This is a genomic window from Methylobacterium phyllosphaerae, assembly GCF_001936175.1.
GTDB classification, from domain to species: Bacteria; Pseudomonadota; Alphaproteobacteria; order Rhizobiales; family Beijerinckiaceae; genus Methylobacterium; species Methylobacterium fujisawaense.
Genome location: NZ_CP015367.1, coordinates 4,008,946 through 4,032,246, shown reverse-complemented (window position 1 = coordinate 4,032,246; position 23,301 = coordinate 4,008,946). Strand labels below are relative to the sequence as shown.

Here is a 23,301-nt window from a genome sequence, read left to right as displayed (position 1 = left end):
CGCGGCCCGGGTCGCCGGTCACCGGCCCAGCGCCGCGAGTTCCCGCCGCATGTTCGACCGCGCCGGCCCCTCCAGCTCCGCCCGGGCCCGGTCGGTGACGAACAGCGGCCGGCCGGATGCGAGGGCCCCCCGCAGGAAGGCCGCGCGCCCCTGCCGGTAGGCGGCCTCGCCCACGACCGGGACGAATTCCCGCGCCACGCCCGCGGCGTAGCCGTCATAGGCGGCTCGGGCCGCCCCGAGGATCGCCATGTCCAGATCGAGGAAGAGCGCGACGTCCGCGGCGAGCGCGGCCGGGAGACCGTCCGGGACGGCGTGCCGCTCGGTCGCCAGGATCATCGTCTCGGCCGCCGCCAGCGTGGGTGCCGGGACCGCGCCCTCCAGCAGCACCCGCAGGAGCGCGGCGCTGCGGCGCTCGTTGTCCGGGGCGCCCGGCTGGTAGACGGCGTCGTGGAACCAGATCGCCACTTCCACCGCGTCGGGATTCCGGACGGTCGCGCGGTGGGCGCGAAACGCCTCCAGGAGCGCGTCGATATGCGCCTGGCCGTGATAGACGCGCTGCGGCTCGGCCAGCCGGGCACGCAGGTCAGCCAGGATGCGGGGATGGCCGTCGAGCATCGTCCGATCCTCTATCCGATCCGCCTCCGCGGGACGAGACGGGACCGCACCGATCCGGGTTCGTCGATGGCCCGTCCGCGCGCGGTATATCGAGCAACGTCCGGCCTGTCGTGGCCCGCCCCGGCGCAAATCCTGACATCCGCATGCGCCGCCCGGTTCAAGCGGCGCTGTGCGTCCGAAGGCTGAATCGGTCGCGTCCGGCGAGACCATCGTCTCCACATCCATGATCAATCATGCAATCTTCGATTTTGCGCAATGCAATGCCGTTGTCCGTGACAGGGTCTCTACTGGACGGATGACACCGGTTATCGCATCTGGTCTTCACGCCGGGCGCCGGCTACACGGGCTGAACGAATCCGGAGGATCCCCCGCGCCCATGAGAACGAGGACCCTGACAGCGACCACGTGGCTGGTTCTGACGACGCTGCTCGCCGCCGCCCCGGCTCGCGCACAGGCCCCTACCTCCGCCCCCGCCCCGGCGGGTCAGGCGTCCAAGCCCGATGTCGATCCCGCGCAGGAGACGATCCGCAAGCTCAACGCCTATGTCGGGCTCCTCAACCGCACCCTGCGGGCGCAGGAATCGCTCAGCCGCTATCAGAGCTGGGTCAACATGAAGACCGGCCCGACCGGCCGCGAGCGGATCATCTACGGCCTCTACGGGCTCTACGATGTCCGCGGCGAGATCGCGAAGGCGGAGGCCGCGACGGCGCAGCCGCCCGCGATGCCGAACCTCGACGGCGCCATGACGCGCTACATCGCCGCCTACCAGGCCCTCGCGCCGACGATCACCGAGGCGGAGGGCTATTACGAGCGGCAGGATTACCGCGCGGACAAGATGGAGCAGGGCAAGGCGCTCCACGCCAAGCTCGCCGTCGCGGGGCCGGCCTTCCTGGCGGCGCGCGCCCAGGTCGACGCCGCGCTGCGGGTCGAGAAGGAGAAGAGCGACGCGCTGGAACTCGCCGCCATCGAGGCGCGGGAGGGCCGCAAGGCGCGCTGGCACGTCGCGAACGTGATGACCGAGGCGCGCAAGGTCATGGACCTGCTGCCCACCGACGCCAAGCCGGTCGTCGACATGGCGGCCTTCGAGGCCGCGCTCGGGCGCTACGCCGTCGCCGTGAAGGACCTGGACGGGTACAGCGCCGCCAACCCGAACGCCTTCCACGTGTTCGAGAGCCGGCCGCGCGCATTGCTCGGCAAGCTGCGCGAATTCGACGCCAAGCTCGCCAAGGCCAAGGGGGATGCCCGCCGCGGCGCCGGGCGCGACGTGACCTGGATCGTGAACGACTACAACACGATGGTCTCGACCGCGCAGACGGCCACGACCTTCTCGCGGTGATCGGGGGCGCCGTCAGCGGCTGTCCCGGCCCGGTTCCGTCAGCCGCAGCGAGGTCGCGGCCGTGGTGACGGCCGCCTGCCGGCGCGCCCGCTCGGCCACGGGATAGCGGATGCGCAGGGTGACGAAGGCGCCGCCGCGCCCGCCCGCCCGGAGGGTCTTCCGGTACAGGATGCCGTCGGCGGTCGTGCAGGAAAACACGATCCAGCCGGGCTTGCGCGCCCCGTATTCGGGCGGTTGCCGCAGGCAGGTCTTCCGGTCCGCGGCCACGACGGCGTCGAGATCCTGGTCGAGCCCGTCGTTCAGGCCCGACACCGTCAGGTGCAGATGGCCGTCGGCCGAATGGAAGGCCTGCCCGTCGCCGTTGTCGGGCGGCGGCTCCGCGACGAGGTCGGCGGGAACGTCGATGGAGAAGCCGAAACGGGCATTGACCACGTGCCGGAGCGCGGGTGTGTCCGACAGCGCTTCGCTCCAGTCGCGCTGGACCTGCGCGATCCGCGCGGTATAGACCCGCGTCAGGCAGGCGGCATCCGGGCAGGCATCGCGGATCCGCGTGCGCCAGCGTGCGTGGTCCGCACCGAATGTGTCGATCGCCCGGCCGGTCTCTCCGTCGATCCCCCGGGTCTCCCCGCTGATCCTGTCGAACAGGCGCCTGAGTTCGTCGTCCAGCCTCGTCAGAGCGGGGTCGGCACAGATCAGCGTCTCGACCCGGCTCCGGCTCCCGGCGCAATCCGGAGCCGCCTGCGCGGCGGACGCGCCCGCGCTCAGGCCGAAGCCGAGCGCCAGCACGGGGCACGCGGCCCGCCATCGCCGCGGCCGGAAGGTGGGGCGCTCCGCGAACGCCGCTCTCGGCGAGGCCTGACCGGAAGCCCGGGCGGGACCGGGCATCGATCCGCCGCCTGCCGGCCGTGATCGCTTCGGCGGAGGCGTCTTCCGTCGCAGCACAACATCCTCCCTCCAGCGCGCCGCCATATCCCGGAACGGGCCAGGGCCGGGAGCCCGGGTCACCGGATCGTCGGCGGACCGAACGAAAGCTTTCGGGCAGAGTTGAGGCCGACCGTAAGGCCCGCGCAGGGTCGAGGCGGAGTGAAAACGCTGCCGTCGGCGTCGCCTGCGCACCCGTGTGCCCGGCCTGGCGGATGTCGTCTCCCGACCCGGGCGCGCGATACAGGGGCACGCGGCGAAACCACCGGACATTGATTCCCGGAGATCGTTCTCCATGATCTGTCGGACGGGTTCGTTCACAAATCTATTTGCCAAAACAGAAAGGCATCGCTCAACGAGCTGTCGATGATCGAGGGACACGGGCTGCCGCTTCCTGCCGCCCGGTCAAGGCTGCGTCGCGCGATCGTGCCGTCGGCCGGATCTTCGCGGTGACGCATGCCGGCAGCCCCGACGAGCGGGAGCGCCGCACAGCATCCCGCGATCGTCGCACGACGGCATCCCTGCGAGACCGATCCCGGGACCCACGTTTCACCCGGTCTCGATCGGAAGCGGCCGGTCCGGTGCGCGCGGCCGCGATCGATTGCGCTGAGGAGACCGTTCGGTCTATCGCCTGCGCAGGACGGCCGGCGGCCTCGGGCGCCGGCTCGATCCGCGAGGAGCGCGCCCATGTCAGCCGCACACGCCCCGATCGGCCGCTTCCCGATCCCCCGCCTGGAGGATCTGCCGGCCGACATCCGCGCGCGGATCGAGGCGGTGCAGGAAAAGTCCGGCTTCGTCCCGAACGTGTTCCTGGTGCTCGCCCATCGCCCGGAGGAATTCCGAGCCTTCTTCGCGTATCACGACGCCCTCATGGACAAGCCGGGCAACCTGACCAAGGCCGAGCGCGAGATGATCGTCGTGGCGACCTCGGCCATGAACCAGTGCCAGTACTGCGTGATCGCCCACGGTGCGATCCTCCGGATCCGCGCCAAGGACCCGCTGATCGCCGATCAGGTCGCGATCAACTACCGCAAGGCCGACCTCACCGATCGGCAGAAGGCGATGCTCGATTTCGCCATGCTGGTCAGCCAGTCCGCGCATCTCGTGGGGGAGGCCGCGTTCGAAACGCTCGGGGCGCACGGCTTCGACGACGCGGATGCCTGGGATATCGCCGCCATCGCGGCCTTCTTCGGCCTGTCGAACCGGCTGGCGAACGTGACCGGCCTGCGGCCCAACCCGGAATTCTACACGCTGGGGCGCGGCTGACGGCATGGCCGTCCCGCCAGCGCCGCGGCGCACCTGACCGGCGCAGCTGAAAGCGACACCGCCTTGGACCCTCTCCCGTGACCGGCGCGGTGCTGCTCGCCCTGTTGCCGATCGTGATCCTGACCGCGCTGGGACTGGCCCTGCGGCGGCGTGGTTTCCTGGCCGAGGGCTTCTGGCCGCAGGCCGAGCGGCTGGGCTACTTCGTGCTGCTGCCGAGCCTGTTCTTCCACGGCCTCGCGACGGCGCGGATCGAGGCCGTGCCGGTCGGCGCCCTCGCGCTGACGCTCATCCTGTCGACCCTCGCCGTCGCGGTCCTCGTGATCGTCCTGAGGCCGTGTCTGAGGCTCGACGGACCGGCCTTCACCTCGGTGTTCCAGGGCAGTGTCCGCTTCAACAACTATGTCGGGGTGACGCTGGCCGCCGGATTGTTCGGGCCGCAGGGCATCGCGCTGGCGGCCATCTGCAACGCGGCGATCGTGCCCACCGTCAACATCCTCTGCGTGCTGGTCTTCGCCCGGCACGGCACGGTGCGGCTGACGCCGCGCGGCATCGCCCGGCAACTGGCCACCAACCCGCTGGTGGTGTCCTCGCTCGGCGGAATCCTGGTCCAGGGCCTCGGCCTCGGTATTCCGCCGGGGCTGGAACCGGCCCTGCGGGCCCTCGGGGCCGCGTCGCTGCCCCTCGGCCTGCTCTGCGTCGGCGCGGCGCTCGACTTCGGCACCGCCCGGCACTGGGCGGGGCCCGTGCTCGCCGCCTCGACGATGAAGTTCGTCGCCATGCCGGCGGCGACGGTTCTGGCGGCCCTGTGCCTCGGGCTGCACGGCCCGGCGCTGACCACCGCCCTGCTCTTCCAGGTCCTGCCCACCGCCTCCTCCGCCTACATCCTGGCCCGGCAGCTCGGCGGGGACGCCCCCCTGATGGCGGGGATCACGGCGGCGCAGACCGTGCTGGCCCTGGTGGCGATGCCCCTGGTCCTGATCGCCCTCGCCGCCTGGGTTCCGCTCTAGGCTCCCGGCGCGCCGCCCGGCCCCGTCGTGCGACCTGGCGTCGCGCGCGCATGGCGGATCCGGTCGCCGTGCCCTTCGGCCACCCGGCACCGGCCTCCCGCGCGGACGGTTAAGCCGCCTGTGCCAATCCTTTAGCCCTATAGGAGCGGCACGGTTCGGCTGTTAACACGCTTTAAGTTTTGCGGCCGACCCGGTGAGGAGGCGAACCCCGGCTTGAACCTACGAAGCGGCGCGGCTCAGCGTCTTGATGTGACTGCGTGCGATCGCGAGCCCATCCATATCGTCGGCAGCGTCCAGCCGCACGGATTCCTGCTCGGGCTCGACGCCCGGTCCCTCGCCATCGTCCAGGCGAGCGCCAACGCCCCAGCGGCGGCGGCGGTCGGGACCATCCTCGACGCGGCTCTGCCCGACCTTGCGGCCGTCGTCCGGCACCATCTGGCGGCGGCGGAGACCCAGGACGGGGCCCTCTATCTTCGCACCGTCACGCTGGAGACCGGCAGCGGGCGCCAAGCCTACGAGGTGGCGGCCCACCGGGTCGATGACCTTGTGGTGGTGGAACTGGAGGAGATCGACGCGGCCGCCGCCGACATCGGCGTCGACCTGCTCACCCCGCGCCTGCGCGCCTTCGTCGAACGCCTGCACACCGCCAGAACCGTCGAGGACCTCTGCCGGTTCGTCGCCGAGGATATCCGCCAGATCACCGGTCTCGACCGCGCCCTGGTCTACCGGTTCGACCGCGACTGGCACGGGACGGTGCTGGCCGAGGCCGGGAACGGCGTCCTGCCCTCCTACCTCGACCTGCGCTTCCCGGCCTCCGACATCCCCGTCCAGGCGCGCGAACTCTACCGCCGGAACCGCCTGCGCATCATCCCCGATGCCGGCTACGTCCCCGTGCCGATCCGGCCGGCCACCACGCCGTCCGGCCGGCCCCTGGACCTCAGCCAGTCGGTGCTGCGCTCGGTCTCGCCGGTCCATGTCGAGTACATGCGCAACATGGGCACGATGGCGTCCATGTCGGTATCGATCCTCGTCGACGGCGCGCTCTGGGGCCTGATCTCCTGCCACAACCGCGCGCCCAAGCGCGTGCCCCTCCAGGCGCGCAACGCCTGCGACGTGCTCACCCAGATCTTCGCGCTGCAGCTCTCGGCCCGCGAGCGCGGCGCCCAGTCCGAGAGGCGTCTGGCCCTGGGCGCCGTGCAGGCGCGCCTCCTCGGCTTCATGGCCGAGGAGGACAGCTTCGTCGACGGCCTGCTCAACCATCCCGACGACGTCCTGGCCCTGGTGGACGCGACCGGCGCCGCGGTGGTGACGGCGGACCGCTGCCGGCTGCTCGGGGCCACGCCGACCGAGCGCGAGATCCGTGGCCTGTACCGGTGGCTGTCCGCGCGCGAGGAGGCCGAGGAGGTCTTCGTCTCCGAAGCCCTGTCGGAGGCGTTTCCGGCGGCCGCGGCCTTCGCCGGGCGGGCGAGCGGTCTCCTGGCGGTCTCGGTCTCGAAGAAATACGCGAGTTACATCCTCTGGTTCAGACCCGAGGTCGTGCGGACGGTGAAGTGGGGCGGCAATCCCGTGAAGGCCGTCGAGCCCGATCCGGACGGCGGCCCGGACCGGCTGCACCCGCGCAAGTCGTTCGAGATCTGGAAGGAAACCGTGAAGGGCCGCTCCCTGCCCTGGTCCGACCCGGAGGTGGAGGCCGCCAAGGACCTGCGCGCCTCGGTGCTCGGCATCGTGCTGCGCCGGGCGGAGGAACTCGCCGCCATGAGCGAGGAGCTGCAGCGCACGAACAAGGAGCTGGAGGCCTTCTCGTACTCGGTCAGCCACGACCTGCGCGCGCCCTTCCGCCACATCGTCGGCTACGCGAACCTGCTCAAGACCCGCGAGGGGGCCCAACTGTCCGACAAGGGCCGGCACTACGTGGAGACGATCATCGAGGCGGCCTTCTCGGCCGGAACCCTGGTCGACAGCCTCCTCAGCTTCTCGCAGATGGGCCGGCACGCCCTGAACAAGGTCTGGGGCGACATGAACGCCCTGGTCGAGGAAGTCCGCCGCAAGGTCCTGCGCGACGTCACCCCCGACCGGACCATCCGCTGGGAGATCGCCCCGCTCGGCCGCGCCTATGCCGATCCGGTGATGCTGCGGCTCGTCCTCGAGAACCTGCTGTCGAACGCCGTGAAGTACACCCGCGACACCGCGGAGGCGGTGATCGCCGTGGGCAGCCTGCCGCCCCGGGACGGGGAGGCGGTCTATTACGTCCGGGACAACGGCGCCGGCTTCGACATGGCCTATGTCGACAAGCTGTTCGGCGTCTTCCAGCGCCTGCACCGGGTCGAGGAGTTCGAGGGCACCGGCATCGGTCTCGCCAACGTCCGGCGCATCGTCGAGCGCCACGGCGGGCGGACCTGGGCCGAGGGAACGCTCGGCCGGGGCGCCACATTCTACTTCACCCTGCCCATCCGGGAGGAGGCGCACTGAGATGGCAGGACTGAAACCCATCCTCCTGGTCGAGGACAATCCGAACGACATCGAGCTGACCCTCGCGGCCCTCGAATCGAGCCAGCTCGCCAACGAGATCGTCATCTGCCGCGACGGCGCCGAGGCCCTCGACTTCATCTACTGCCGCGGCGCCCACGAGAAGCGGCAGGCCCAGGATCCCGCCGTGGTCCTGCTCGACCTGAAGCTTCCCAAGGTCGACGGCCTGGAGGTGCTCGCCAAGATCAAGGGCGACCCGGTCACCCGCAAGACGCCCGTGGTCATGCTGACCTCGTCCCGCGAGGAGACCGACCTGGTGCGCTCCTACGACCTCGGGGTGAACGCCTTCGTGGTGAAGCCCGTGGGCTTCGAGGAGTTCTTCGCCGCGATCAAGGAGATCGGGGTGTTCTGGGCCCTCCTCAACGAGCCGCCGCCATACCGGGGAGGCTGGCCATCGAACGCGTGATCGGACGTTCCGCGGGCCCGCTGCGCATCCTGCATCTGGAGGACAGCGATCTCGACGCCGAGCTGATCGAGGCCGAGCTGGAGACGCTCGGGCATCCGGTCGAGATCGAGCGGGTGATGACGCGCGACGCCTTCGCCCGCGCGGCGGTGCCCGGCCGGTACGATCTGATCCTGGCGGACTACGTCCTGCCGACCTTCGACGGGGTGAGCGCCCTCGGCATCGCCCGGGCGCAATGCCCGGACACCCCGTTCATCTTCTGCTCGGGCACGCTGGGCGAGGACGTGGCCGTCGAGGCCCTGAAGAACGGCGCCACCGACTACGTCGTCAAGCAGCGCCTCGACCGGATGCCGCGCACCATCGTCCGGGCGCTGGCCGAGGCGCGGGCGCGCGCCGAGAAGCGCGAAGCCGAGGCCGCCCTGCAGGCGCTCAACGAGACCCTGGAGGCGCGCATCGCCGAGCGCACCCGGGAACTCGCCGCGGCGAACGACGCTCTGCAGGCTCAGATCGTCGAACGCGAACGGGCGGAGGACGCCCTGCGGCTCGCCCAGCGCCTGGACGCGGTCGGGCAGCTCACGAGCGGCGTCGCGCACGACTTCAACAACCTGCTCACGGTGATCGCCGGCAACATCGAGTTCCTGGAGCGCGCCGTCTCCGACGCCCGCTCGAAGCGCCGCCTCGACATGATGCGCGGGGCCGCCGAGCGCGCCGCCCGGCTCACGGCACAGCTCCTCGCCTTCTCCCGGCGCCAGCGCCTGGAACCCACCCCGGTCAGCCTGAACCAGACGGTCGCCTCGATGCGCGACCTGCTGCAGAGTTCGATCGGCGGCGCGGTTCGCATCGAGACCGCGCTCCAGCCCGATCTGTGGCCGGCCCTGGTCGACGCCACCCAGATCGAGCTCGTGATCCTCAACCTCGCCATCAACGCCCGCGACGCGATGGCGGTGGGCGGCCGGCTCGCCATCGAGACCGCCAATGTCAGCGTCACCGGGGCGCCGACGCGGCCCGAACAGCCGGCGCCCGGCGCCTACGTCATGGTGGCGGTGAGCGACACCGGCACCGGGATGACGCCGGACGTGCTGGCCCGGGTGTTCGAGCCGTTCTTCACCACCAAGGAGGTCGGCAAGGGGTCGGGTCTCGGGCTCGCCCAGGTCTACGGCTTCGTCAAGCAGTCCGGCGGCGGCATCCGCATCGACACGGTCGCCGGCGAGGGCACCTCGATCAAGGTCTACCTGCCCCGGGCCGCGGAGGCGAAGGGGGACGCACCCCGCAATGCCGCCGCGGCCGAGGCCGCGCGGATGCATCCGCCCGGAAGCGGCCCCCGGCTCCTGGTGGTCGACGACGACGCCGAGGTGCGCGAGGTGACGACGACCCGCCTGACCGAGGCCGGCTACGCGGTGCGCGAGGCGGCCTCCGGCCTCCAGGCCCTGGCGGCCCTCGAAGCGGATCCGGGCGTCGACCTCGTCGTGATGGATTTCGCCATGCCCGGCATGAACGGAGCCGAGACGGCTCTGGAGATCCGGAAGCGCTGGCCGACGCTGCCGGTGCTGTTCGTCACCGGCTTTGCCGACACCACCGCCCTGACGAAGGCCGGGGCCGTCGGCAGCGACGCGATCGTGCTGAAGCCGTTCCGGGTCGGCGAGCTCGAGGGCAAGGTCGCCGCCGCCCTGGCGGCCCGCCCGCCGGCGCAGCTCCGCCTGATCTCGGGCCGCGACAGGAGCGCCTGAGGCGTCCTCGACCCGGGCCGTGGCCATCGGACGGCCCGCGCCGGCGAAAGGCAGCCCCCGGCAGCCGGCGCTGCGACCGGAGCGGGGTGTCTGGCCCTGCCGGTGGTGCCGGCCTCCGGCTACACCCACGCCCGGGCCGAGATGGGGGATCCGCGCTTTCGCGCAGCTGCCAATCGCGGCACGGGGCCTAGATCAGGGTCATGCCCCCTTCGCGCCCCATGACCCGCGCCGCCGGCCTCGAGGCCCTGGCGACATTCCTGACCGGTCCCGGCGCCGCCTACGCGGCGTCCCGGAACACGGATCGCGGCCCCGGTGCGACGCCGACGACGTCGGTTCTGTCGCCCTACCTACGCCGCCGGCTGCTCACCGAGGAGGAGGTCGCCCGGGCCGCGCAGAGCGCCTTCGGCATCCCGGGCGCGGAGCGTTTCGTCTCCGAGGTGTTCTGGCGGACCTACTTCAAGGGCCATCTCGAAACCCATCCCGGCGCCTGGACCGGCTATCGGGAGGGTCTGGCGGCCGCACGGACGCGCCTTGCCGCCGAGCCCGGCCTGCGCCGGACCTACGAGCGGGCCGCCGCGGGGCGCACGGGCCTCGACGGCTTCGACGCCTGGGCCGGCCAGCTCGCCGAGGAGGGCTGGCTGCACAACCATGCCCGCATGTGGTTCGCCTCGATCTGGATCTTCACCCTGCGCCTGCCCTGGGAGCTGGGCGCCGATCTGTTCCTGCGCCACCTGCTCGACGGCGATCCGGCCAGCAACACCCTGTCGTGGCGGTGGGTCGCGGGCCTCCACACCCGGGGCAAGCCCTACCGCGCCCGGCGCGACAACATCCGGCAGTACACGGAGGGCCGCCACGATCCCGCCGGGCTCGACGAGGGGGCCGCGCCGCTGGAGGAGGACATGCCCCCGCGGGAGGTGCCCCTCGCCCCGGCCGACACCCCGCCGGACGGGGCGGTCGCCCTGCTGCTGCACCTCGACGACCTTCATCCCGAGAGCCTTCCCCTCGGACCGGCCCGCGTGGTCCGCGTCGGCGGCCTTCTCGCCCACGCGGAGGGGGCGGTCGACCGGGTCCGCGCGGCCGACGCGGCGGCGCTGGCGGATGCCCTGACCCGGGCGCAGGCGCAGTTCGGCTGCCCGGCCATGCCCGTGCAGGACGGCTGGGCCGGCGACCTGCCCGTGGTGACGGCCTGGGCGCCGGCAGGCCCCTCGGCGGAGGTGCTGCCGCGGGATTGCCTTCGGGTCCGCCGCCCCTGGGATTCGCGGGCTTGGCCCCTCGCGAACCGCGGCTTCTTCCGCCTGCGCAGCGCCATCCCCGGCCTGATGGAGGCCTGACGCCGCAGATGGTCGGCGGCAGGCGCCCCCGACGCCATGTTCCCGGGAACGCGGGGCGACGCCCGCGCCTGCATCCGGAGCTTCCGCCATGGACAGGGTCCTGTACGTGCTCGTCACCCTCGTGGAATCGGTGCTCGGGATCTTCGGCGTGCGGGCGCTCTACGAGCAGCCCGCCTACACGGTGGTCGAGCGTCTCGACCGCGGGGTCGAGATCCGGTCCTACGCGCCGCGCCTGGCGGTCGAGACCGATTCCCGCGGCCAGGGCGACGGCGAGGCCTTCGGCCGGCTGTTCCGCTACATCACCGGTGCGAACCGGGGGGGCGACCGCATCGCCATGACCGCGCCGGTGGAGACCGGCGGGCGGCGCATCGCCATGACGGTCCCGGTGGAGCAGGACGGGGCCGGCACGATGCGCTTCTTCCTGCCGCGCGCGGTGGCGGCGGCCGGGGCGCCCGCGCCGACCGAGCCGGGGATCCGGCTGGTCGAGATCCCGGCCGAACGGATCGCGGCGTTGCGCTTCTCCGGCCGTCTCACCCCGGAGGCGCGGGCCGCACAGGCGCGCATCCTCGCCGACGTGCTGGCGGCGGCGGGACGGAGAACCGAGGGCGCGCCGTTCATCATGGGATACGATCCCCCCTTCGCGATCCCGTTCCTGCGCAGGAACGAGGTGGCCGTCCGGCTGGCCTCCCCGTGAGCCGGAGGCGGCGACGGGGGCCGGTCCCGGCCGGTATCCCGATGGCCCGTCGCCGAACTTCCCGATTGCGTAATATTCCCGGAAGTTACTTCCAAATATGCCCGAAGATCCCGGACGATCGTTCGATGATGTTATATCTGCGCAACACTGTGCGTCATTCGATGGTCTTTCCCGGCACGGGCAGGGATTAAACAAAACGTGAATTGCGACCCGAACCCGACCCGAGATCAGTGACGCTCACGCAGCCGACGGGAAGCGGCGCGAGCCTTGAATTCAGGTTGGGGGAAGATATGCACGCCCTACGTGGCAGCTTGATCGCGTCCGTGGCCCTGTTGCCCGGTGTCGCGCAGGCTCAACAAGCCGTCACCCTCGGTGAGATCAGCGTCGTCTCGACGTCGCCGGTGGGTGCGGGCGGCGGCAATTCCAGCGGCGCCCAGACCCTCGATACCCTCGCCCAGACCGCGCCGACGCTGCCGGCTCCGGCCGGCGGGGTGCGCCTGCGGGGCTCGGAGCAGCCGCTCAACAAGATCCCCAGCACCGTCGAGACCGTCACGGCGCGGCAGATCGAGATCGACCGGGGCTCCGACAACGTGATCGCCACGCTGGCGCGGCAGACGCCCGGCGTGAACCTCAACGATTCGCAGGGCAATTCGAACCGGGTCGATCTCAGCTATCGCGGCTTCACCGCCTCGTCCGTGCAGGGCGTGCCGCAGGGGCTCGCCGTCTATCAGAACGGCGTGCGCATCAACGAAGCCTTCGGCGACGTCGTCAATTTCGACCTGATCCCCCCGCAGGCGATCCAGCGGATCGACGTCGTCACCGGCAACCCGGTCTTCGGCCTCAACGCCATCGGCGGCGCGGTCAACATCCAGATGAAGAACGGCTTCACCTGGCAGGGCACCGAGATCTCGGCCTGGGGCGGCTCGGACGCGCGCACCGCCGGCTACCTCGAATACGGCAAGGTCTCCGGCCCCTGGAGCTTCTATTTCACGGGCGACGGTTTGAACGACCGCGGCTGGCGCTACCAGAGCCCGAGCACGATCGGCCGCCTCTACGCGGATCTCGGCTACCGCTCCCAGGATTCGGAGTTCCACCTGATCGGGCTCGCCGCCCGCAGCTTCTACGGCGCCGCCGCCGCGACCCCGGTGGACTTCACCCACCGCGATCCGCGGGCGATCTTCACCTACCCGCAGACCCAGACGACGCAGGTCGGCACGATCCAGCTGACCGGCCGGGTGGACATCTCGCCGACCTGGGATCTCGCCGGCAACGCTTATTACCGGCGCTTCAGCGAGAATTACGTCGACGGCAACCAGGGCAACTTCGAGAATTGCAGCAGCCGCAGCAGCTTCCGGGGCTCGCTCTGCTACCAGGACGACGCGTTCAACGTGAACGCGCCGCCTACCAGCCAGGTGGCGGCCCGCCGGGCCTACGCCAACCAGTTCGCGATCCTGGGCCTGAACAACCGGACGATCCCGTTCCTGCGGAACATCCCCTACGGCACGATCGACACGACCCTGACCGAGGCCGAGTCGTATGGTGGCTCGCTGCAGGCGGCCAACCGCGACCGGATCTTCGGCCTGAACAACGCCTTCGTGGTCGGCGGCAGCGTCGACGCCTCAACCTTCGCGTTCAAGTCGTCCAGCCAGCTGGGCGTGATCAATCCGAACCTGTCGATCACCGTCGACCCGAACAACCCGTATTACGGCACCATCCCGGGGCTCGGCACGCCGGACATCCGCACCCTCGGGGCGATCGGCCTCGCGCCCAGCTCGGTGACCGGCTCGACGCTGTATCTCGGCCTCTACGCCACCGACACGCTGGACCTCACCGACCGGCTGTCGCTGACCGGCGGCTTCCGCCTCAACTACGCCCGCATCCAGACACGCGACCAGACCGGCTTCTCGCCGGACGTGACCGGCGTGCACGAATACACCAAGGTCAACCCGCTCGCGGGCCTGACCTACCAGTTCGACCCGGCGGTCAACCTCTACGGCAGCTATTCGGAATCGAACCGTGCCCCGACCCCGCTGGAGCTGTCCTGCTCCAGCCCGACCCAGCCCTGCCTGCTGCCCAACTCGCTGGTGGCCGATCCGCCGCTCAAGCAGGTCACCGGCCGGACCTACGAGGCCGGCTTCCGCGGGGTGATCCCGAGCTTCCTGTCGGGCGGCGCCCTGACCTACAAGGCCGGCGTCTACCGCACCGACCTGAGCAACGACCTCTATCAGGTCGCCGTCGCCGGCAATGCCGCCAGGGCCTACTACATCAACGTCCCGGCGACCCGGCGCCAGGGCATCGAGGTCGGCGCCGAATACGCCGTCACCCCCGACCTGCTGGTCTACGCCAACTACGCCCTGGTCGACGCGACCTTCCAGTTCAACGCGACCCTCTCGTCGCCCAACAACCCCCTGGCCAGCACGGGGGCGACCGGCGGTGCCGTGGGCGGCGACGTGATCCCGAACGGCGGCATCCGGGTGCGGCCGGGCGACAAGATCCCGCTCATCCCCGATCACCAGATCAAGGCGGGCTTCGAGTACAACATCACCCCGAACTGGCGCTTCGGCCTCAACGTCTCGGCTTTCTCGTCGTCCTATTTCCGCGGCGACGAATCGAACCTGAACCGCAAGTTGCCGGCCTACTACGTGATGAACCTGACGACGAAGTATCAGGTCACCAAGAACCTGGAGATCTTCGGGCTGATCACCAACCTGACGAACAACCGCTACGCCACCTTCGGCACCTTCGCCGAGACGGGGGCGGTCGCCGGCAACCTGTCGATCAACGATCCCCGGACCACGACGCTGGCGCAGCCGCTCTCGGTCTATGCCGGCCTGACCTACCGGTTCGGGGAAGATCCGGTCCCGATGGCGCCGGAGCCGATCATCCGGAAGTACTGATCCCGCCCGCGGGACCCTGACGGCACCCGCGAGCGCGACGCGGACGGGGTGAACGCCTTCACCGCGCGTGCCTGCGACGCGGACGGCCGGCCCGTGCTGGTGCGGGCCGGGCCGGCCTCCTCAGCGTCGATCCAGCCGGGGACGTCCGCCGGACGTCCCCGGGCCCCGGTCAGGCCGCGTCCGGCATGCGGTCGAGGAGCTTGTCGAGGGTGATCGGGTAGTCGCGCACGCGGATGCCGGTGGCGTTGTAGATCGCGTTCGCCACCGCGGCGGCGATCCCCGAGATCCCGAGCTCGCCCACGCCCTTCGCCTTCATGGGCGAGGACCGCGGGTCGACCTCGTCGAGGAAGATCACCTCCTGATGCGGGATGTCGGCGTGGACCGGCACCTCGTATCCGGCGAGGTCGTGGTTGGCGAAGAAGCCGCGCTTGGTGTCGACGGCCAGCTCTTCCATCAGGGCCGCCCCGGTGCCCATGACCATCCCGCCGATCACCTGGCTGCGGGCCGATTTCGGGTTGAGGATGCGACCGGCCGCGCAGACCGCCAGCATCCGCCGGACCCGGACCTCGGCGGTGTAGACGTCCACGGCGACCTCGACGAAATGCGCCCCGAAGGTCGAGACCTGCTGCTCTTTCGAGACCTTGCCGAACTCGATCGTGTCCTCCGCGACCAGCTCCCCGTCCGCGGCAGCCTGGGCGAGCGGGATCGCGCGGTTGCCCGCGCGGACCTCGCCCTCCTCGAACACCGCGTCGGTGGCGTTGAAGCCGAGCTTCTGCGCCACGGACTCCCGCAGCTTCACGCAGGCCGCATAGACGCCCGCCGTCGACGAGTTGGCGCCGAACTGGCCGCCCGAGCCCGAGGAGACCGGGAAGTCCGAGTCGCCGAGCCGCACCGCCACCTTGTCGAGGGGCACGCCCATCATCTCGGCGGCGGTCTGGGCGATGATCGTGTAGCTGCCGGTGCCGATATCGGTCATGTCGGTCTCGACCGTGACCGTGCCGTTGCCGTCCAGCCGCACCCGGGCGCCCGACTTCATCACCATGTTGTCGCGGAACGCCGCCGCCATGCCGAGGCCGACGAGCCATTGCCCGTCCCGGACCTGGCCGGGCTTCGGGTTGCGCTTGGCCCATCCGAACTTCTCGGCGCCGAGCTTGAGGCAGCCGACGAGGTCGCGGTGGGAGAAGCGCAGGTCCGGCTGGGTCGGGACGACCTGCGTGTCGTTGCGGATGCGGAACTCCACCGGGTCGAGGCCGAGCTTCTCGGCCATCTCGTCCATGGCGACCTCGAGCACGGCGAGGCCCGGGGCCTCGCCCGGCGCCCGCATGGCGTTGCCCTCGGGCAGGTCGAGGTGGGCGAGCTTCATGGCGGTGAGGCGGTTCTTCCCCGCGTAGAGGAACTTGGTCTGGTTCACCGCCGTCTCGGGATCGCCGTCCGGCAGGTTGCCGGAAGTGCTCTCATGCGCGATCGCCGTGATGGTGCCGTCCTGCGTGGCGCCGATCCGGACCCGCTGGATCGTGGCCGGCCGGTGCGTGGTGTTGTTGGCGATGAGCGGGCGCGTGAGCGCGACCTTCACGGGCCGCCCCGTCGCCTTGGCGGCCAGCGCCGCCAGCACCGCGTCGGCGCGCACGAACAGCTTGCCGCCGAAGCCGCCGCCGACATAGGGGGCGTCGAGCCGGACCTTGTCCTTCGGCAGGCCGAGCATCTTGGCGAGGCTGCCGTGGCCCCAACCGATCATCTGGTTGGCGGTCCAGAGCGTCACCCGGTCGCCGTCCCAGGCCGCCGTCGTGGCGTGCGGCTCCATCATGGCGTGGCTCTCGTCGGCGGTCGTGTAGGCCGCGTCGAGGGTCACGGGCGCCTGCGCGAAGGCCCCCTCGAAATCGCCGACGCGCTCCTCGCCGTCGCCGCCGCTGCCCTCGCCGCTCTCGGCCGGGACCGGCTCGGCGGTCTTCGCCGCCGCCGCGAGGTCGAAGGCGCCGGCTTCCGGGGCGTACTCGACCGCGACCAGGAAGGAGGCCGCCCGGGCCTGCTCGAAGGTTTCGGCCACCACCACGGCGATCGCCTGGTGGTAGTGCTGGATCACGTCGCCGCCGAACAGGTAGGCGACGTTCATCACGCCGCGCTCGATCCGGGGCGTGTCGAGGGTGGTGACGATACCGATGACGCCGGGGGCCTGCCGGGCCGAAGCGGTGTCGATGCTGCGGACGCGGCCCTTGGCAATGGCCGAGCCGAGCACGTAGCCGTAGGCGGCCTCGGGCGCCGCGTCGTGGCGCTCGTAGGCGTAGGGGGCGGTGCCGGTGGTCTTGTACTTGCCGTCGATCCGGTCGGTGGGCTGGCCCACGACCTTGAGCCGGTCGATCGGGTTCGGGCCGGCGGGGGTGTCGAACTTCATGGCTCAGGCCCTCGCTTGGTTGAGCGCGGCGCCGAGGGTCCGCTCGGCGAGCTTCAGCTTGTAGGCGTTCTCGGGGGTGGGCTTGGCGTCGGCGAAGACCCGGTCGGTCACGGCCTTCGCGCCCTTCGTCAGGTCGGCCTCGGCCGCCGCGTCCCGCCAGGGCTTGGCGGCGACGCCGCCGAAGGCGACGTGACCCGTCCCGTCCTTGCCGAGGATGGCGGCCACCGAGACCAGCGCGTAGGCGTAGGAGGCGCGGTCGCGGACCTTGCGGTAGATATGCGTGCCCGCCACCGGCTTCGGCAGCGTCACCGCGGTGATGAGTTCGCGGGGCTCGAGGTTCGTATCCCGTTCGGGGGCGTCGCCGGGCAGGCGGTGGAACTCGGCGATCGGGATCCGGCGCTCCGTGCCCGCGGCATCGACCGTCTCGACGGTGGCGTCGAGCACCCGCATGGCCACCGCCATGTCGCCCGGATGCGTGGCGATGCAGGCGTCGCTGCCGCCGATCACCGCGAGCTGCCGGTTGACCCCGTCGAGGGCCGAGCAGCCCGAGCCGGGCCGACGCTTATTGCAGTCCTGGGCCGTGTCGTAGAAATACGGGCAGCGGGTCCGCTGGAGCAGGTTGCCGGCGGTGGTCGCCTTGTTGCGCAGCTGGCCCGAGGCGCCGGCCAGCAGCGCCCGGCTCAGGACCCCGTAATCCTTGCGCACCCGCGGATGGGCCGCGAGGTCGGTGTTGCGTACCAGGGCGCCGATGCGCAGGCCGCCCTCCGCGGTCGGCTCCACCGTGTCGAGGCCGAGGCCGTTCACGTCCACGAGGTGGCGCGGGGTCTCGATCTGCAGCTTCATCAGGTCGAGGAGGTTGGTGCCGCCGGCGATGAACTTGGCGTCGGGCGTCCCGGCGACGGCGGCGGCGGCTTGAGCGGGCGTGCTCGGGCGCTCGTAGGTGAAGGACTTCATGCCTGCCCCCCGGCGACTTCGGTCATCGCCTCGACGATGTTGGAATAGGCGCCGCAGCGGCAGATGTTGCCGCTCATGCGCTCGCGGATCTCGGCTTCGGTGACCCGGGGCGCGGCATCGAGGTCGACGGTGACGTGGCTCGGGATGCCGGCCTTGATCTCCTCGAGGACGGCCACGCCCGAGCAGATCTGGCCCGGCGTGCAGTAGCCGCACTGGTAGCCGTCGTGCTTCACGAAGGCCGCCTGCATCGGATGGAGCTGGTCCGGCTGGCCGAGCCCCTCGATCGTGGTGATCTCGGCGCCCTGGTGCATGATCGCGAGCGTCAGGCAGGCATTGATGCGCCGCCCGTCGACGATCATCGTGCAGGCGCCGCACTGGCCATGGTCGCAGCCCTTCTTGGACCCGGTCAGGTGCAGGTGCTCGCGTGCCGCGTCGAGCAGGCTGGTGCGGGTGTCGAGGTCCAGCGTGCGCCGCTCGCCGTTCACCGTGAAGGTGACGGTGGCGAGGACCGGCGCGTCGGTCCGTGCGGTGGTTTGTGAAGTCCCGGCACCCCGGTCCTGGGGCGCGGCGGCGGTAGCTCCCACCATCAAGTTTCTCTCCGGTTCAGATCACAAGGGCAGGGACGGCGCGTCTCGATCTCCGGGCCGGCGCCGCCGCCGACGCGCGTCGGCCCATCGAAGGCGGGACACCTGGGGAAACACCGACACCCTGGATTGGCTCCAAGGTAGCGCCCACGTCCCCGATGGTCAGGGGGCGACGGGATCATCGACCCGAAAATCGCGGGCCCCGCGGTCGGGGGCCGCGGGCCCGATCGATCACGAGACGCATGCGCGCCGACCGCGGTGCGGCGCTGCGGGTGGCGCCCGGCGGCGGCCGGGGACGTTGACGCCAAACGAAAGGGCCGACCCGAAGGCCGGCCCCATCGTGCGCCCTGCGAAAATTCCTACTCGGCCGCCGTCATCTCGGGGGTGTAGTGGCCGCACCAGTCCTGGGCACCGACAATCGGCCACAATCCCTTGGACTCGGGCGCGGGCTGGCTGACCGGCGGGTTGAAGCGGCACAGGCCGGCATCGTTCTGGGCGACGGCGCCGTTGCCCTTGTGCTCGTCGAAGAACCGGCAGGTCTCGCACTTGGCGTTCATGGTCAGGCTCCTGTGAGGCCGGCGGCCGGGGCCGCCCTGGCGGGGAACGGAGAGCGTGGACCTTAGAAGTGATCCAATCTGCTGGCCCAACGTCGGACGGATCCGGCGGGTTCCCCATCGGGTAAGGCCGGCGACGGCCCTCACCCGGCCGCGGCGAGGCCCGATCCGGCGGCGACCGCCACCGCGGGTGCGCCGACCGCCACCGCGGGTGCGCCGACCGCCACCGCGGGTGCGCCGACCGCCGCGGCGTAGTCGGCGATCGGGCGCGGCTTGCCGAACAGGTAGCCCTGCATCTCGCCGCAGGCCTCCTCCGTGAGGAACTTCATCTGCGCGTGGGTCTCGACGCCCTCCGCGACCACGCCCATGCCGAGGCTGCGGCCGAGGCTGAGCACGGCGCGCACGATCACGGCAGCCTGCGGTCCGGTCCCGAGCTGCGCCACGAAGGAGCGGTCGATCTTCAGCTTGTCGAACGGGAAGGCCTGGAGGGTGGCGAGCGACGCGTAGCCGGTTCCGAAATCGTCCATGCTGATCCGGATGCCGTAGCCCTTCAGGCGCCGGAGGATGCCCACGGCCCGCGCCATGTCGTTGATGATGATGCTCTCGGTGACCTCCAGCTCCAGGCGGTCCGGCGACAGGCCGGTCTCTGCCAGGATGGCCAGGACGGACTCGGGCAGATCGGGCTTCTGGAACTGGCGCGGCGAGAGATTGACGGCGACCTTCAGGGGCTGCGCCCATTGCGCCGCCTCGCGGCAGGCCTCGCGCAGCACCCAGTCGCCGAGCACCACGATCAGGCCGGTTTCCTCGGCGAGCGGCACGAAGACGCTCGGCGCCACGCTGCCGCGGACCGGGTGCGTCCAGCGCAGCAGCGCCTCGAACCCGACGAGCGCCCCCGTGTAGCCGTCCACCTGCGGCTGATAGTGCAGGCTCAGGGTATCGTCGTCGAGAGCCTGCCGCAGGTCGCGTTCGAGCATCCGCCGCTCCTCGGCCTCCTCGTCCATGGCGGGGGTGAAGATCCGGTACGTGCCGCGGCCCTCGGCCTTCGCCCGGTAGAGGGCGAGGTCGGCGCGGCGGTAGAGGGGCTCCGCATCCATTCCGTGCTCGGGCGCCAGCGCGATGCCGATGCTCAGGCCGACGCCGACCCGGTGCCCGGCCACGCTGAACGGGCTGTCGAACAGGGCGATGAGGCGCTCGGCCAGGGCGGCGGCCTCCGCCGCGCCCCCGTCCGAGAGCACGGCGAACTCGTCGCCTCCGAGCCGGGCCACCGCCCCGTCCCCCGCGGCGCGCCGCAGGCCGGCCGCCACGCGGCGCAGGAGTTCGTCCCCCGCTTGGTGGCCGAGGCTGTCGTTCACGCTCTTGAAGCCGTCGAGGTCGAGGTAGAGGACCGCGCAGGCGCCCCCGCGCAGGGCGATGTCGGCGAGGCTGCGCGCGAGGGTCTCGTGGAAGAGCGCCCGGTTCGGAAGGCCGGTGAGCACGTCGTGGCGCGCCAGGCGGGCCACTTCGGCCTCGGCGGCCTTCCGCTCCGTGATGTCGGTGAAGGTCCGGACGAAGCCGCCATCCGCCAGCGGCACGGTGCGGATCTCCAGCACGAGGCCGTTCGGCCGCGCCCGCTCGTGGACCTGCGTCTGCCCGGCCTCGCCGCGCTCGATCCAGGCCCGGGAGGAGCGGTCCGTGAGTCGGCGCTCGCGGCGGCTTGCCTCATGGCGCAGCACCGCCCGGTAGCTCGGCTGCGCCTGCATCATCGCCCGGGGCAGATCGAGGAGCGCCAGCGCCCGCTCGTTGCACACGCGCACCGCACCGCCCGCGTCGACCATGATCAGACCCTGGTCCATGCTGTCGAGGGTGGCGTCGAGCAGCAGGGTCTTCTCCCGCAGCATGTGGCTCTGTCGGGCCAGGGCGACGTTGATCCGGCGCAGGTGGTCCAGCATCAGCGTCAGCGCCGCGAAGGCCAGGATCACGGCCATCATGGCGGCGATGCCCCCGGCCAGCACGCCGCGGGCGAGACCGAGCTGCGGGATCGCCAGGGCGGGATCCGGCACCACCCGGGCGGCCGCCATGGCCAGGAAGTGCAGGACCGCGATAGCGAGGGTCAGGACGGTCGCGGCCGCGAACCGGGCCCGCGGGCCGGCGGGCCCGACATGGATGGCCATCCCCACCGCCGAGAGCAGGCAGCCCGCCGCGATCGCCGTGACGGCCAGGGCCGGGTCCCAGGTGAAATGCCCGGGCAGCCGCACGCCGGCGATGCCGAGGAAATGCATGCCGGCGATGCCGATCCCCAGCACCAGGCCGGCCCCGGCCCCCGCCCAGCGCGACGGCGTGGCCCGGGCGAGCAGGAAGGCCGCGGTGGCGGCCGCGATGGCGACCAGCAGGGAGAGCAGGGTCGTGCGTGGCTCGTAGCCGAGCACCACCCCGGGATCGTAGCCGAGCATGCCGATGAAGTGCGTGCTCCAGATCCCGGCTCCGATCGAGAAGCCCGAGGCCAGGAGCCATATCGGCCCGTGCCTGTGGGCCTGGACGCGTTGCTCGAGCTTGAGGGCGACCGCGCAGGAGATCCAGCAGATGCAGGCCGCCAGCGCCACCACCCAGGCGGTGTGTTCCTCGGTCAGGCAAGCGAAAGCGCGATACATCGAGGTGCCCCGCCCATCTGCGATGGCCGGAACCGTAACCTGCGGATACTAATCAGAAGTTGCATAAGCTGCGGTCGCGGACGGCCCGGCACCCGCGGGCGGGCGTTTCCGGCGCGATTGTCCCACCCCTTCAGCGCAGCCTCTTTGCCCTATAGCCTCGCCCGGGTCGCGGCGACGGATGGGCCGCAGCGGCCTTCAACCGTGGCTTTCAACCGGCCGCACCGCGAAGTCCGCCAGCAGCTCCTGGAGTTCGTCCTCGTGGACGAGGCGCGCCGCCTCTTCGGGGGGGAACCATCGCAGCGTGCGCTGATCCTGCTCCGGCCAGCGCGCATGCTGGGCTTCGACCCGCAGCGGGTAGACGCGGACCATGCAGGGGAACGCCCGGCCGTGATCGAAGCGCTTCTGATAGTGGTACCGACCGACCGGGCTCGCCGCGATCTGCCCTTTGAGACCCGCCTCCTCGAAGGCCTCCCGTTCGGCCGCCTGATGGGCCTTCCGGCCGGACATCGGCCAGCCCTTCGGAATGATCCAGCGGCCCGTATCCCGCGAGGTGATCAGCAGGATCTCGATCCGGCCCTCCGCGTCGACGCGGAACGGCAGGGCCGCCACCTGCTTGAGCGGCTTCAGCGGTTTGACATGCGCCTTCCGGAGCAGCTTCTTCACGTTCGGCCGCTTGGATGACGTCTTCAGCGCCGACCTCGGGGAAGTTGGGGGGCGGGGTTTCTGATGTTGCTTTTGCAAGGCCAAGACTCCTCGCGCTTTTACATAAGTTTAATACGATCCCAATTCAGCCCGTGCGAATCGGCACCGAGCCATGCCCGCAGCGCTGTGCTCATCCCCGGCAGCCCGCTTGTCTCGGGCCGGCTCCTCCGCGAAAGCTCCTGCGTCAAATGTCCACGAGGCACGGTATGCCGGTCGAGATCGAGCGCAAGTTCATCGCGAACCCGTCGGTTCTGGCACTGTGCCGGGAGGGGACGCACTTCGTTCAGGGCTATCTCTTCACCGACGCCGCCAACACGATCCGGATCCGCCGCGCCGGGGCGCGCACGCTCATCACGTGGAAGAGCCCGCGCCGGGGCGCCTGCCGGGACGAGATCGAATTCGCCATCCCGCCCGAGGACGGCGCGGCGCTCCTCGCCACGGTGCCGCCCGACCGGCGGCTGGAGAAGACCCGCTACCGGGTCGTCCATGCCGGAGCGACGTGGGACGTCGACGTGTTCGGCGGGGGGCTCTCGGGCCTGATCCTGGCCGAGATCGAGCTGGAGCGCGAGGACCAGCCGGTGGTGCTGCCCCCCTGGGTCGAGGGCGAGGTCACCGGCGACGCGCGCTACCGCAACTCGCGCCTGGCCGCGGGACTGGTGCCGGAGCGGCAGGCGGCTTGACCGTCTGCGCCCCCGCCGGATCCATCGGGTTGGACAGGCGGCGTTCCAATGGGACGCCGCCAAGCGCCGGATTGCCGGGACGCGGGAC

Annotated in this window: 18 protein-coding genes; 10 read left to right on the top strand and 8 right to left on the bottom strand. The window is 71.2% G+C overall.

Going from position 1 to position 23,301, the window contains the following annotated elements; translation table 11 throughout:
* Positions 1 to 18: 18 nt before the first annotated feature.
* Positions 19 to 615, bottom strand: coding sequence for an HD domain-containing protein (locus MCBMB27_RS18355; protein ID WP_043353854.1), 597 nt, complete (start codon positions 613 to 615; stop codon positions 19 to 21).
* A 376-nt stretch (positions 616 to 991) separates the two neighbouring features.
* Between MCBMB27_RS18355 and MCBMB27_RS18350 the strand changes: the two genes are divergently transcribed.
* A complete protein-coding gene (locus MCBMB27_RS18350) occupies positions 992 to 1,951 on the top strand; it encodes a YiiG family protein (protein WP_051044909.1) in 960 nt (319 codons plus the stop codon).
* Between the two features lie 12 nt (positions 1,952 to 1,963).
* On the opposite strand, the gene MCBMB27_RS29680 is transcribed toward MCBMB27_RS18350, so the two are convergent.
* Positions 1,964 to 2,836, bottom strand: coding sequence for a lysozyme inhibitor LprI family protein (locus tag MCBMB27_RS29680; RefSeq protein ID WP_159020347.1), 873 nt, complete (start codon positions 2,834 to 2,836; stop codon positions 1,964 to 1,966).
* A 723-nt stretch (positions 2,837 to 3,559) separates the two neighbouring features.
* On the opposite strand from MCBMB27_RS29680, the gene MCBMB27_RS18340 reads away from it, so the two are divergent.
* The 8 genes from MCBMB27_RS18340 to MCBMB27_RS18305 all read left to right on the top strand — a co-directional run bounded on the left by MCBMB27_RS18340 (position 3,560) and on the right by MCBMB27_RS18305 (position 14,723).
* Positions 3,560 to 4,138: a peroxidase-related enzyme gene (locus MCBMB27_RS18340; protein ID WP_043759571.1), complete on the top strand. Its 579-nt coding sequence runs from the start codon at positions 3,560 to 3,562 to the stop codon at positions 4,136 to 4,138.
* Positions 4,139 to 4,215: 77 nt separating this feature from the next.
* A complete protein-coding gene (locus MCBMB27_RS18335) occupies positions 4,216 to 5,145 on the top strand; it encodes an AEC family transporter (RefSeq protein WP_043386138.1) in 930 nt (309 codons plus the stop codon).
* Positions 5,146 to 5,358: 213 nt separating this feature from the next.
* On the top strand, positions 5,359 to 7,614 hold the full coding sequence (locus MCBMB27_RS18330; protein WP_043353849.1) for an ATP-binding protein: 2,256 nt from the start codon (positions 5,359 to 5,361) through the stop codon (positions 7,612 to 7,614).
* 1 nt (position 7,615) lies between these two features.
* The gene (locus MCBMB27_RS18325; protein ID WP_043353847.1) at positions 7,616 to 8,077 is read left to right on the top strand and encodes a response regulator; all 462 of its coding nucleotides are present in this window, start codon (positions 7,616 to 7,618) and stop codon (positions 8,075 to 8,077) included.
* Entirely contained in the window at positions 8,074 to 9,801 is a 1,728-nt protein-coding gene (locus tag MCBMB27_RS18320; RefSeq protein ID WP_043759565.1) for a hybrid sensor histidine kinase/response regulator, read from the top strand. Before MCBMB27_RS18325 ends, MCBMB27_RS18320 begins: the two co-directional genes overlap by 4 nt.
* Before the next feature lie 200 nt (positions 9,802 to 10,001).
* The gene (locus MCBMB27_RS18315; protein ID WP_083683610.1) at positions 10,002 to 11,132 is read left to right on the top strand and encodes an FAD-binding domain-containing protein; all 1,131 of its coding nucleotides are present in this window, start codon (positions 10,002 to 10,004) and stop codon (positions 11,130 to 11,132) included.
* 88 nt (positions 11,133 to 11,220) lie between these two features.
* Complete coding sequence (locus MCBMB27_RS18310) at positions 11,221 to 11,826, top strand: SOUL family heme-binding protein (RefSeq protein WP_075381000.1); 606 nt, start codon at positions 11,221 to 11,223, stop codon at positions 11,824 to 11,826.
* Between the two features lie 290 nt (positions 11,827 to 12,116).
* Complete coding sequence (locus MCBMB27_RS18305; RefSeq protein ID WP_043759558.1) at positions 12,117 to 14,723, top strand: TonB-dependent receptor; 2,607 nt, start codon at positions 12,117 to 12,119, stop codon at positions 14,721 to 14,723.
* A gap of 169 nt (positions 14,724 to 14,892) precedes the next feature.
* On the opposite strand, the gene paoC is transcribed toward MCBMB27_RS18305, so the two are convergent.
* The 6 genes from paoC to MCBMB27_RS18275 all read right to left on the bottom strand — a co-directional run bounded on the left by paoC (position 14,893) and on the right by MCBMB27_RS18275 (position 22,494).
* Positions 14,893 to 17,112, bottom strand: a complete 2,220-nt coding sequence (paoC, locus tag MCBMB27_RS18300; protein ID WP_043759557.1) for an aldehyde oxidoreductase molybdenum-binding subunit PaoC — start codon at positions 17,110 to 17,112, stop codon at positions 14,893 to 14,895.
* A gap of 3 nt (positions 17,113 to 17,115) precedes the next feature.
* Positions 17,116 to 18,066, bottom strand: coding sequence for an FAD binding domain-containing protein (locus MCBMB27_RS18295; protein ID WP_075380999.1), 951 nt, complete (start codon positions 18,064 to 18,066; stop codon positions 17,116 to 17,118).
* Entirely contained in the window at positions 18,063 to 18,653 is a 591-nt protein-coding gene (gene paoA, locus MCBMB27_RS18290) for an aldehyde dehydrogenase iron-sulfur subunit PaoA (protein WP_043759553.1), read from the bottom strand. The genes MCBMB27_RS18295 and paoA overlap by 4 nt, the downstream gene beginning before the upstream one ends.
* Before the next feature lie 356 nt (positions 18,654 to 19,009).
* Positions 19,010 to 19,207: a hypothetical protein gene (locus MCBMB27_RS18285; protein ID WP_043353828.1), complete on the bottom strand. Its 198-nt coding sequence runs from the start codon at positions 19,205 to 19,207 to the stop codon at positions 19,010 to 19,012.
* A gap of 140 nt (positions 19,208 to 19,347) precedes the next feature.
* Positions 19,348 to 21,831 (bottom strand): bifunctional diguanylate cyclase/phosphodiesterase, encoded by a 2,484-nt coding sequence (locus MCBMB27_RS18280; RefSeq protein ID WP_075380998.1) that lies wholly within the window; start codon positions 21,829 to 21,831, stop codon positions 19,348 to 19,350.
* 195 nt (positions 21,832 to 22,026) lie between these two features.
* Positions 22,027 to 22,494 (bottom strand): NUDIX hydrolase, encoded by a 468-nt coding sequence (locus MCBMB27_RS18275; protein ID WP_051044698.1) that lies wholly within the window; start codon positions 22,492 to 22,494, stop codon positions 22,027 to 22,029.
* A 245-nt stretch (positions 22,495 to 22,739) separates the two neighbouring features.
* Between MCBMB27_RS18275 and MCBMB27_RS18270 the strand changes: the two genes are divergently transcribed.
* The gene (locus MCBMB27_RS18270) at positions 22,740 to 23,213 is read left to right on the top strand and encodes a CYTH domain-containing protein (RefSeq protein WP_043348059.1); all 474 of its coding nucleotides are present in this window, start codon (positions 22,740 to 22,742) and stop codon (positions 23,211 to 23,213) included.
* The last annotated feature ends 88 nt before the right edge of the window (positions 23,214 to 23,301 follow it).